Annotated in this window: 6 protein-coding genes, 2 pseudogenes and 1 CRISPR repeat array; of the genes and pseudogenes, 4 read left to right on the top strand and 4 right to left on the bottom strand. The window is 39.5% G+C overall.

Going from position 1 to position 10882, the window contains the following annotated elements; genetic code table 11:
- Window positions 1–352 precede the first annotated feature (352 nt).
- Together EWV60_RS16710 and EWV60_RS16705 are read right to left on the bottom strand one after the other, a co-directional pair.
- Window positions 353–610, bottom strand: a complete 258-nt coding sequence (locus EWV60_RS16710) for a type II toxin-antitoxin system RelE family toxin (protein WP_002775005.1) — start codon at window positions 608–610, stop codon at window positions 353–355.
- Window positions 610–825 (bottom strand): hypothetical protein, encoded by a 216-nt coding sequence (locus EWV60_RS16705; protein WP_271937179.1) that lies wholly within the window; start codon window positions 823–825, stop codon window positions 610–612. The genes EWV60_RS16710 and EWV60_RS16705 overlap by 1 nt, the downstream gene beginning before the upstream one ends.
- A gap of 234 nt (window positions 826–1059) precedes the next feature.
- On the opposite strand from EWV60_RS16705, the gene EWV60_RS16700 reads away from it, so the two are divergent.
- Window positions 1060–1278 carry a type II toxin-antitoxin system HicB family antitoxin gene (locus tag EWV60_RS16700; RefSeq protein ID WP_002795264.1) on the top strand — a complete coding sequence of 73 codons (219 nt, stop codon included), beginning with the start codon at window positions 1060–1062 and terminating at the stop codon, window positions 1276–1278.
- 608 nt (window positions 1279–1886) lie between these two features.
- On the opposite strand, the gene EWV60_RS16695 is transcribed toward EWV60_RS16700, so the two are convergent.
- Together EWV60_RS16695 and ppk1 are read right to left on the bottom strand one after the other, a co-directional pair.
- Window positions 1887–2066 carry a hypothetical protein gene (locus EWV60_RS16695; protein WP_287233507.1) on the bottom strand — a complete coding sequence of 60 codons (180 nt, stop codon included), beginning with the start codon at window positions 2064–2066 and terminating at the stop codon, window positions 1887–1889.
- Window positions 2067–2127: 61 nt separating this feature from the next.
- Window positions 2128–2891: a CRISPR direct-repeat array (repeat unit 35 nt; unit sequence GTTTCCATTCATACGCTTCACGAATTGGAAGCAAG).
- A 171-nt stretch (window positions 2892–3062) separates the two neighbouring features.
- Window positions 3063–5231: a polyphosphate kinase 1 gene (ppk1, locus tag EWV60_RS16690; protein ID WP_103112936.1), complete on the bottom strand. Its 2169-nt coding sequence runs from the start codon at window positions 5229–5231 to the stop codon at window positions 3063–3065.
- Between the two features lie 630 nt (window positions 5232–5861).
- On the opposite strand from ppk1, the pseudogene EWV60_RS23440 reads away from it, so the two are divergent.
- The 3 genes and pseudogenes from EWV60_RS23440 to EWV60_RS16685 form a co-directional block, all read left to right on the top strand.
- Window positions 5862–5984: pseudogene (locus EWV60_RS23440) on the top strand (IS30 family transposase); the annotation flags it as partial.
- A gap of 2 nt (window positions 5985–5986) precedes the next feature.
- A pseudogene (locus EWV60_RS23295) lies at window positions 5987–6197 on the top strand (hypothetical protein).
- Window positions 6198–6474: 277 nt separating this feature from the next.
- Window positions 6475–10734 carry a non-ribosomal peptide synthetase gene (locus EWV60_RS16685; RefSeq protein WP_353734402.1) on the top strand — a complete coding sequence of 1420 codons (4260 nt, stop codon included), beginning with the start codon at window positions 6475–6477 and terminating at the stop codon, window positions 10732–10734.
- Window positions 10735–10882 lie beyond the last annotated feature (148 nt).

Below are 10882 nucleotides of genomic sequence, written 5' to 3'. Positions count from 1 at the left end.
TCGGTCATCAGGCTCAAAGCCTTACTGGACAAGGCATCGACGCACCTCAACGAAAACTCTAGATTTTCAGCCATTGTGTCTAACCCGCGAAAAATGTTGATAACCGATAACTGATAACTGATAACTGATCACTGTTCCTATGGACTAATACCCGCAGATTTAAGGGCTTTTTCCATTAAAATTACATGGGTACTGCTTTCCTGTCCCTCATTGTCAGCACGACATCGCTTTTTGATGATGAGGAATAGCGATCACTTTTGGGAGAAGCAACTTTTTTGGAGATTTTGATGATGGGGAGTGCGATCGCTTTTGGAAGGAGCAATTTTTTGGAATGGAAGTAATTAAACTAAAACTAATCAGAATAAATATCTCGACGATGACCAACTTGATGAATCGTAATAAAGTCATCATCAAAAGAATATATCACCCTGTAATCGCCAATTCTAAGTTTAAACAAACCGCTTAAATTAGAACTTAAACTTTGATGTCTAATATCATCAAAATTTTCATTTATCCAACGAACTTTTTTAAAGACACGCTCCCGAACAACTGCCGTAAGCGACTCTAAACCTTCAAAAGCTTTATCGGTAAATTCTATATGGCGAGGCATTACCAATCTAATCCTAATCTTTGAGCTACTTCTTCCGCAGAAATTCCCCGTTCTCCATTTCGAGTTCGCTGTAAAGAGTCAGCTAGAAATTGAGAGACTTCGGTTTTAAGTTGTTTATCAACATCAGGATCATTTAGTAGAGATTGAACTGTTTCCGTAACAGTTTCTTGAATCAAAAACTTAAAATCTTCAACACTTAGGTCTTTAACTTGCATTCTTGTAATTAGAACTCACTATTCTGACTATAGCATCGTTTAAGAATAGCGATCACGTTTTGTGGGGATACAATTGGAGGATGCGATCGCTTTTTGATGATGAGGAATAGCGATCACTTTTGGAGAGTCAACTTTTTTGGAGATTTTGATGATGGGGAGGGGCGATCGTTTTCTTATCAAAGTCCTATAGAAATGAGATAGGATCAGGAAATTCCTGTAAAGTGTCAAGAATTTATGAAATCCATTAAAATCATTGTGGAAAAACATTCTGATGGCTATATCGCCTATCCATTGGGAATTCAAGGCGTAGTAGTCGGTGAGGGTGATACCTATGAAGATGCTCTTATTGATGTGCAATCGGCGATCGCTTTTCATGTTGAAACCTTTGGGGAATCAGTTCTCGAAGCTGACTCATCTTTATTAGAAGCCTTTGTTGTAGAAGCAATAGTCTAATGGCAAAATTTCCCGCTGATGCCCCTAAAGCCAAAGTGATTAAAGTTCTTGAAAAATTTGGTTTTTCAATTGTTAGATAAAAAGAGCATATTTCTATGATTAGAAAAAATCCAGATGGAACAACAACACTTTTAACGCTACCCAATCATAAGCAAATTAAAAGCTCTACACTAAAGATTATTTGCACTTATAATTAAATTAAAAATGGATTTTAGGTTCGATCCCCCCTGCCCCCCTTGATAAGGGGGGTGCCGATAGGCGGGGGGATCCCCCCTTAATCCCCCCTTAATAAGGGGGGCATCTGACAGCTTTTAACGCCTACCTACTTATGAAAAGATTTAAAGCAAAATCCTTTAAATGTGATTATTTGGTCTTTTGAAAGTGCGATCGCTACTTAGGGTTTGCTGAAAAAGTACGGGCGAAGCATTGGGATAGAAAATCTACGGTTTCACCGATAGGTTACTGCCCGAATGCTTCGCCCCTACAGGACGCGGGCCGATGAAGACGCAAGGTTTTGAAGCACGATTCTCTCAAAATCTTGCACCTGTTTCACGAGAAAAGCCACAAAACCCTGACCTTGCCTACATTTCACATTTATTCAGCAAACCCTACTTATGAGGAGTTTGTAGCCAGTGGAGAACTCGATCGAGATCGATCGAGTCGAGTTGTGGATCAGGAAATTGGCTATTATAAACGATGCCTAAAAAATCATCTCCTCCCGCATAAATTATTCTGCCGAGTTCAGTCTGGTTAAAGTTCCTCTGAAATTTTTGTCCCCACTGACGCATAATCTCGCTGAAATCTCGGATTTTTCTTAACCGATGAGATGGGATTGATCCCTGACATTCTGTTTCCATTCATACGCTTAACTAATTGGAATTAAAAAAATTGTAGGGTTAATTCATGAATTAACCCTACACATCTTTTCCATTCATACGCTTCACGAATTGGAAGCAAGAAGAAGTTGTCACCCGCGAAACTACTAGACAAGGCAAAGGGTTTCCATTCATACGCTTCACGAATTGGAAGCAAGGCCAAACTTATCGCCCACATTGTTCACGGGATGATGTGGTTTCCATTCATACGCTTCACGAATTGGAAGCAAGCTTAGAGCTTCTGGCAGCCCACACGGCCATTAAGGGTTTCCATTCATACGCTTCACGAATTGGAAGCAAGATTCTGCTTATCGCAGTTGTAGTTTTCAAACTTCAAATTCGTTTCCATTCATACGCTTCACGAATTGGAAGCAAGTTGGCAACCTCCTTCCGAGTAAACCACATCCCACCCGTTTCCATTCATACGCTTCACGAATTGGAAGCAAGAAACCGCTACCACTCGCTCCGCCGTAGACGCATTTAAGGTTTCCATTCATACGCTTCACGAATTGGAAGCAAGGCAAGAGATGATGATTATACTGGGAGCTCTTCTACCTGTTTCCATTCATACGCTTCACGAATTGGAAGCAAGAGGCACTTAGACCCCGACCAGCTGAAGGGCGCTTCAGCGTTTCCATTCATACGCTTCACGAATTGGAAGCAAGATGACTAAGAATCCGAAGAATCCGAACTGGCTGATAAGGTTTCCATTCATACGCTTCACGAATTGGAAGCAAGACTAGCTTTGCAAAGCTAGGCTGTACAAGGATTGTCGGTCATCAGGCTCAAAGCCTTACTGGACAAGGCATCGACGCACCTCAACGAAAACTCTAGATTTTCAGCCATTGTGTCTAACCCGCGAAAAATGTTGATAACCGATAACTGATAACTAATAACTGATCACTGTTCCTATGGACTAATACCCGCAGATTTAAGGGCTTTGTCCATTAAAATTACATGGGTACTGCTTTCCTGTCCCTCATTGTCAGGACGACGCTGAATATAACTGCCATCGGATTGTAATTCCCATGCTTGTCGGTTATCTGACAACATAATGCCGAGAATTTCTTCTAGTTCCTTGGCGATCGCTGGTTCATCAATGGGTGTCACTGCTTCCACGCGACGAGTCAGGTTCCGCGTCATCCAATCGGCGCTACCAATATAAACCTCCTCCTGACCATCATTGTAAAAGTAAAAAATGCGGGAATGTTCCAAAAAGCGGCCGATAATGCTAATTACTCGGATATTTTCGCTTATTTCTGGCAATCCGGGTCGTAAACAACAGATGCCGCGAATAATCAAGTCAATCTGCACACCGGCACGAGAAGCGGCGTATAAAGCTTCTATAATCGGTTTATCGACAATAGAGTTCATTTTTGCCACAATGCGCCCCGTACCGCCATTTTTACAGTTTTTGGCCTCGCGATCGATCATTGCTAACATCCGTTTTCGCAAACTCACCGGAGCAATTAAAAGTTTGCGATAGGATTGCTGACGAGAGTATCCGGTCAGAAAGTTAAATAAATCGGTGATATCTGCCCCTAAATCCTCACGACAGCTAAGTAAACCCAAATCAGTGTATAATTTAGCCGTTTTTGGGTTATAATTACCCGTGCCAATATGGAAATAACGACGGATTTTATCCCCTTCTTTTCTGACCACGAGAACCACTTTCGTGTGGGTTTTTAGACCAACTAAGCCATAAACAACGTGAACTCCGGCTTGTTCGAGCTTTTTCGCCCAACTAATGTTATTTTCCTCATCAAAGCGTGCTTTTAGTTCCACTAACGCCGCTACCTGTTTCCCATTTTCCGCGGCTGCAATCAGGGAATTGACAATCGGGGAATCTCCGGAAGTACGATACAAAGTCATTTTAATCGCTAAAACATGGGCATCATAGGCCGCCTGGGCGATAAACTGTTGTACTGAGGCACTAAAGGAATGGTAGGGGTGATGAACGAGAATATCGTTATTGCGAATTAAAGTAAAAATATCTTCGCCATCCTGTTCTAGGATACCGTCTTCGTTACCGTCAACTATTTCTCGCAATCCCTGTAAAACCGGTGGGGTGACAGGATTCCAAGGCGGATCTTTCAGTTCGGGACAGGGTAAAGACAGAAAATAAAATAAATCTTTGTGTCCTAGCAGTCCATCCACATCGTAAACATCGATCTCCTCAAGTCCCAGATCGCGCATGATCCGGTCTTTAATATTGCTAGGAGTAGAACTGTGGATTTCCAGACGTACTGCCGATTTACCGATGCGGCGCTTGCGTACTTCTTCCTCGATCGCTAATAATAAATCATCGGCCTCATCTTCTTCGACGGAGATATCGGCGTTGCGTGTCACCCGAAAAGGATAACATTCTTGGATGATCATGCCGGGGAAAAGTGCCTCTAAATTGTGCATTACCACCTGTTCAAGGGGTACTCCCGTCCAGATCGAAGCTTTTCCATCTTGGTGGCGTAATTCCTTGGATAATGCCAGAAAACGGGGGAAAACCTGCGGCACTTTCACCCTGGCAAATAGTTCTTTATCGGTGTCGGGATCGCGAACGACTACGGCTAAATTGAGACTAAGATTAGAAATATAGGGAAAAGGATGACTAGGATCCACCGCTAGAGGAGTTAAAACGGGGAAAATATTTTGTTCAAAGTAATCATGGAGATAATTGCGCTGTTCTTGATTTAAATCTACATAGTTAATCAGATGAATTCCCTGTTCTACTAAGAGGTTTTTTAGGGTGTGTTCAAAAAGACGATCCTGCTGTTGTACAAGGGGAAGCAGACGTTTACTGATCTCGGTTAGCTGTTCCGAGGCAGTCCGGCCATCGGCACTTAAAACGGCTACATTTGCCTCTACCTGTTGTTTAAGCACTGCCACCCGTACCATAAAAAATTCGTCGAGATTGGCACAAAAAATGGCGGTAAATTTTAATCTTTCCAGTAGGGGAGTCCGAGGATCAAGTGCCTCATAAAGCACGCGACGATTAAATTCTAACCAGCTTAATTCTCGGTTAAAGTAATATTGCGAATCTTTAAGATCGATTTCAGAAGTTACGGTAGAAGCTTTAGCCATAGAGTCTAATACCTAAATAATAGATTAAACAGTTAGTAAGAAGCCACCCAAGTCTAAATTTGACTATTTTTGGCGTTTTTTTAGGCTACACTGCCTTAGATTAACCAAGGTTACCCCGATTATCTTGGATGCTAGTCCTACTGATTCTAGCCTGACTGGAGGAAAAATCAATTTATTAAAAGGTTAAGAAATCAGTCCCGACAGATCAAGGTTAAATTAATCTTTCGGTGAAATTAGATTTGTTAAAGATCTAGACTTCCCCGTTGACAAAAGGCCATAACCTGTGCTGTGGCAGGGATTAAGAGAATTTGTGCCGCTCGCTACTGGCTATAAATTAAGGGAAACCCCTAATAAATATAACGCTTTCTGTTGCAGAGAAGTCGGTCGAGTTATCTTAGAAAAACGATAACTTCCCTCTCTAATTCTACATTTTACTATATTCAAGTAAATCGTCCTCAAGTCCTCCAATAGAGTCCGAGTAATATCTAGTTCCCAAGTAGAACCTGGGAACGCTCTCTTTAGGTTCTACCTGAATACTAATGCTATTTTAAGGCAGAGCTTTAGATATTGTGTTCCAAGAAGTTAATTTTGTCCTATTACTTATCAAATGATCTATCAAAACTAAGCTAAAGTAAAAGCAATCTAGTGGCAGAAAAACTTTTCCAAGAGATTCCCTCTGACAAAAGAAAAATCGACCCTTGTGACAAGGTCAAAGAATTTATTGGACATCAAGAGTTGAGTGAGAAACTAGGATTATGCAATGGACGGGGGTTATAAGGGATGAAACCCTTATAGAAACAGACATTACCGCAATTTTTGTCAATTGTTTGCGATCTGGAGCGAACTAATCAATTAAATCTCTTGCCAGATAAAGATTTAGTCGATTTATGCCCCCCTATCGAACCATACCAAGTAAGGAAGAACCTTATTTTGCTACTCCTGATCATTCTTGGGAGAGGGGATTAAACGAGCCGACTAATGGACTAAGCTCAGACGGCTCTAAATCCCTTATTCTTGGATTAGCCGAATCTCCCCCACCCCCCGGAAGTGGGAAAGTTGGGGGGAGTCTTGCCTCTTGCATAAGTACCTCATCTCAACAGGCAATTTAAATTACGAAAAGCTTAACAATCGTCCTCGAAAATATCTTGACTATCCTAGCCCGAATGAGGTATGCTCTGATAGCTCAGACAGTGATACAATTCAGGCTTGAATTGGCCTGTACACAGAACCGAGGATTTTAGGTATGAGGACGGAACACAAAAATCCAAAATTAAATTGTCAGAAATTAGCAGAAGTCTTTTTATCAAATCCTTTGATTGAAGATTGCTATTTTATGGTACGAGAGGGTGAATTAGTCGCCTATATCGTTTCCTCTGGAGCTTGGAATTCTGAACAATTGTCCTCCGATTTACAGTCTCAGTTACCGGACAATCTTCTACCTAATATCTATGTGCAAATTTCCAGTTTACCCTTAACCGATAGCGGTGATGTCGATGAAACTGCATTAAAGAATATTGAAATTATCGATGATCATCAAGTTCAGGAAACAGAAGAAAAACTAGGCTCTTTGTCAGATGTCGATCAAGTCGCTGTCGTCATGACTTCTAAAAAGAACAAAATTTTACCCCTACATCTATCAGAATTATTGCCCTTAAAAATAGAGAAAAAAAATGATAATCAAGAATCTCAAACCCCGATTCATCTGGGGATTCACACTTCTAACACTCAAGCTGGAATCAGTCACGGACAGCTTTTAGAAGAATCTGAACTTCAACCGAAAACCTTGGCAGAAATCCTCCAAAAAGCTGCTGAAAATTATTCAAATAAAGGGATTATTTATATTCAATCTAATGGTTCAGAAGTTTTTCAATCTTATCAACAATTATGGGAAGACGCTCAACAAATACAAGCCGGATTACAAAAGCAGGGTTTACAAGCTCAAGATAAAGTAATTCTTCAGCTATCGGAAAACTATGATATCATTTCCGCATTTTGGGGGTGTCTTTTAGGGGGATTTATTCCTGTTATTATTTCAGTGCCACCCAGCTATAAAGATTTTAATAATGAAATTCATAAAATATGTCAAGTTTGGCAGTTGTTAGATGAGCCTATTATTATCACCAATCAATCCCGTCAGCAAGAGATAAAATATTTAGAACAATGGTTGCCTAATCAAACCTTAAGCTTGAGTTTTATGGAAGAATTAAAAACTCATTCTCCCCATCAACCTCCTATTGGTGAACCGGGTGATATTGCGTTCTTTAATCTAACATCAGGCAGTACAGGAATACCGAAATGTATCTCATTAACCCATAAAAATGTCATCTCTCGTGCGCGAGGAACAAACATCATTTGTGAACATCAAAACGACGATATTATTCTTAATTGGCTTCCTTTTGATCATATTGGAAGTATTTCAGACTGGAATATTCGCTGTGTCGAGTTAGGATGCCAAATGGTTTATGTTCAAACTGAATATATATTAGGTCGTCCTTTGAATTGGTTAGATTTAATTGATCAATATCGAATTACCCATAGTTGGGCTCCTAATTTTGCTTATAATTTGATCAATGAAGCTTTAAAAAAAGAACCCGATCAAAATTGGAATTTAGATTGTGTCAAATTCTTTTTAGCGGCGGGTGAAGCCGTTTCTGGTCAAGCAGTTGGAGAATTTATTAACACCCTTCATCTTCAATATAATCTGAAAAAAACGGCGATGCGTCCTGCTTTTGGGATGGCAGAAATGGGGTCAGGAATTACCTATTATCAGCCTACAGATCAACAGCCATTACTCTTTCATACGGTTGATAAATTATCCTTGAATTCTTCCCTAAAACGAGTCCATCCTGAACATCCCAATGGTGCAACCTTTACGGATTTAGGATTACCCATTCCGGGGATATCGATTAGAATTGTTAATGCTGATAATTCCCTATTACCAGAAGAAACCATTGGTCATTTACAAGTTAAAGGAGATGCAGTTTCACCGGGGTATTATAAAAACCCAGAAGCGAATCAAGACGCTTTCTTAAAAGATGGCTGGTTTAAGACAGGAGATTTAGCATTTATTAGTAACGGTCATTTAGTTATTACTGGAAGAAGTAAAGAAACCATTATTATTAATGGAGTCAATTATTATAGCCATGAAATTGAAAATGTGGTTGAAACCATTGAAGAAGTAGAAGTGTCCTACACCGCCGCTTGTGCTGTTTATGATCCTAGGAATAGTACCGATCAATTAGCTTTATTTTTTAGTGCAGAAACCTTTGACCACCAGCATCTAGCGGAACTTCTGAAAAAGATTAGACGAAAAGTAATTAACAGTTTTGGGGTTAATCCTGAATATTTAATCCCCTTAAATAAAACGGAGATTCCTAAAACTTCTATTGGTAAAATTCAGCGATCGCGATTAACAAAACGGTTCGGAAATGGAGAATTTAATTCTATTTTAAAAGAAATAGATATTTTATTAGAAAACGCTCAAACCATTCCTGATTGGTTTTACCAGAAAGTTTGGAAACCTCGATCTCCAGTTAACTTAAAACCCGAACTTTCCAAGTATTGTAGTTTAATTTTTCTGGATTGCTTGGGTTTAGGAGCATCTTTAGCAGAAAAAATTCAAGGGCAAAACTTACCCTGTATCACGGTTTTAGCAGCGGAAGAATTTTCTCAAATCAGTCAAAATTGCTATACCCTCAGACCCGGGACAGCCAATCATTATCAACAGTTAATGGCATCTTTATCCGAGCGAAAAATTATCCTTAGCAATATTATTCATCTGGGGACTTATCAAGACTATCAGGGAGAAATTTCAACAATTGAACAGTTAGAAAAAGCACTAGAAAAAGGAACCTATGATTTATTATTTCTAGTTCAAGCTTTAGCTAAAACTCATGATTTTAACTCAAAAATTCAATTGCTATTTGTTTCTAGTTATAGTCAATTTGTCATAGAAACCGATGAAATTGCCTATGAAAAATCTCCAGTTTTAGGACTGATCAAAACCCTAGCTCAAGAACTTCCTTGGTTAAATACTCGTCATGTTGATTTACCCCTGGATCAAACCGAAATTAATGTCAGTTATCTGCTGCAAGAACTATCGGTTTTATCCAAGGAAAGAGAAATTGCCTATCGCAACGGGAAACGTTTAATCGCAGGTTTGGAAAAAGTCAATTTACTTCAACACACCCAACAGGAATTACCCTTTAAATCAGGGGGAATTTATCTGATTACTGGAGGACTAGGGGGGATTGGCAGACAAATTGCTCAGTATTTGCTCGAAAATTATCAAGCTCGTTTACTGTTAATTGGAAAAACACCTTTACCAGAAAAACACCTTTGGAGTGAGTACCTCAAAACCGAAGATCAATTATCCTTAAAAATAAAAAGTCTCCAAGCTTTAGAAAACCTTGGGGGAGAAGTAATTTATCAAGCGGTAGATGTGGCTAATTTCCCTCAAGTTAAACAGACTGTAGAACAGGTAAAAAGAGAATGGCAAGGAGAACTTAATGGGGTGATTCATCTGGCTGGAATTTACAAAGATTGTTTACTTCTGGACGAAAATCAAGAGGGTTTATCGACAATTCTTCGTCCTAAAGTAATAGGAACTTGGGTTTTACATCAACTCCTCAAAGAATCTCAGGGAGTTTTTATTAGTTTTTCTTCCTTGGCTAGTTTTTTTGGAGGAGCGGCTTTGGGTTCCTACGCGGCGGCTAATAGTTTCCTTGAGTCTTTGAATACCTATCAAAAATCTAAGAATTTGTTCCCCAGTTATTGTTATAGTTGGACAACTTGGCAAGAAACTGGGATAAGCCAAGGTTATCAGATGCAATACATAACTCGATCTCAAGGGTATTATGATATGACGGTGCGGCAAGGTTTAGACTCATTTCTAACGAGTTTATATCACAACCAAAGACAATTAATAATCGGTTTAGATGGGAGTAATAGCAAGATTAATCGTTTCACATCTAGGTCTGAAGGATGCCAAAAGTTAACGGCTTATTACACTCGTAAATCTACAGTTCAATCGGTCAATCTACCTAATCATGTTAGTCTAAAAGATCGATTTGGAACGTCCTATCAATGTCCCCTGGTGCTGCGACAATCTCTGCCTATTAAGGATAATGGAGACATTGATAAGCGGCAATTACTCAAGGAACTCCAAGGCAAAGAAAATAACGAATTGATAGCACCCAGAACGGAAGCTGAACGTCAAGTTGCTAACATTTGGCAAAAGGTGTTAAATCTATCTCAAATTGGAATTCATGACAATTTCTTTGAACTAGGAGGACATTCTTTACTGGCGAGTCAAGTTATTTCTCGTTTACGCGATGTTTTCTCGGTAGAATTGTCGTTGCACAGTTTATTAGAATACCCAACCGTTGCCAGTTTAACTCAAACGATTGAGGTGCTTAATGTAGCCAACAATAGTCACAGTCTATCCAAAAGTGGTAAAGTTATGGCAACAGCCGCAGAAAATTATGAAGAAGGAGAATTATGAAAATAGCTTAACTAAAATTTAAGCTTTTCAGATCCATTTTGGAAAAAAATGTAAAAAATTGTATCCATCACTAAAATTTATCATCCAGAATATGCTATAAATAGTTTCGGTTTAAAACAGTCTTTTTGTGGAGTATGTAAGCGGTTGC

Source organism: Microcystis sp. Msp_OC_L_20101000_S702 (genome assembly GCF_007095705.1).
Classification (GTDB): Bacteria; Cyanobacteriota; Cyanobacteriia; order Cyanobacteriales; family Microcystaceae; genus Microcystis; species Microcystis ichthyoblabe_A.
The sequence above is the reverse complement of the archived record's forward strand: the minus strand, read 5'-3'. Positions and strand labels throughout refer to the sequence as shown.

Excerpts from the sequence above, each read along its gene's own strand:
- EWV60_RS16710 (WP_002775005.1), bottom strand. The coding sequence starts at position 610 with ATGCCTCGCCATATAGAATTTACCGATAAAGCTTTTGAAGGTTTAGAG.
- EWV60_RS16705 (WP_271937179.1), bottom strand. The coding sequence starts at position 825 with ATGCAAGTTAAAGACCTAAGTGTTGAAGATTTTAAGTTTTTGATTCAA.
- EWV60_RS16700 (WP_002795264.1), top strand. The coding sequence starts at position 1,060 with ATGAAATCCATTAAAATCATTGTGGAAAAACATTCTGATGGCTATATC.
- EWV60_RS16695 (WP_287233507.1), bottom strand. The coding sequence starts at position 2,066 with ATGCGTCAGTGGGGACAAAAATTTCAGAGGAACTTTAACCAGACTGAA.
- ppk1 (WP_103112936.1), bottom strand. The coding sequence starts at position 5,231 with ATGGCTAAAGCTTCTACCGTAACTTCTGAAATCGATCTTAAAGATTCG.
- EWV60_RS16685 (WP_353734402.1), top strand. The coding sequence starts at position 6,475 with ATGAGGACGGAACACAAAAATCCAAAATTAAATTGTCAGAAATTAGCA.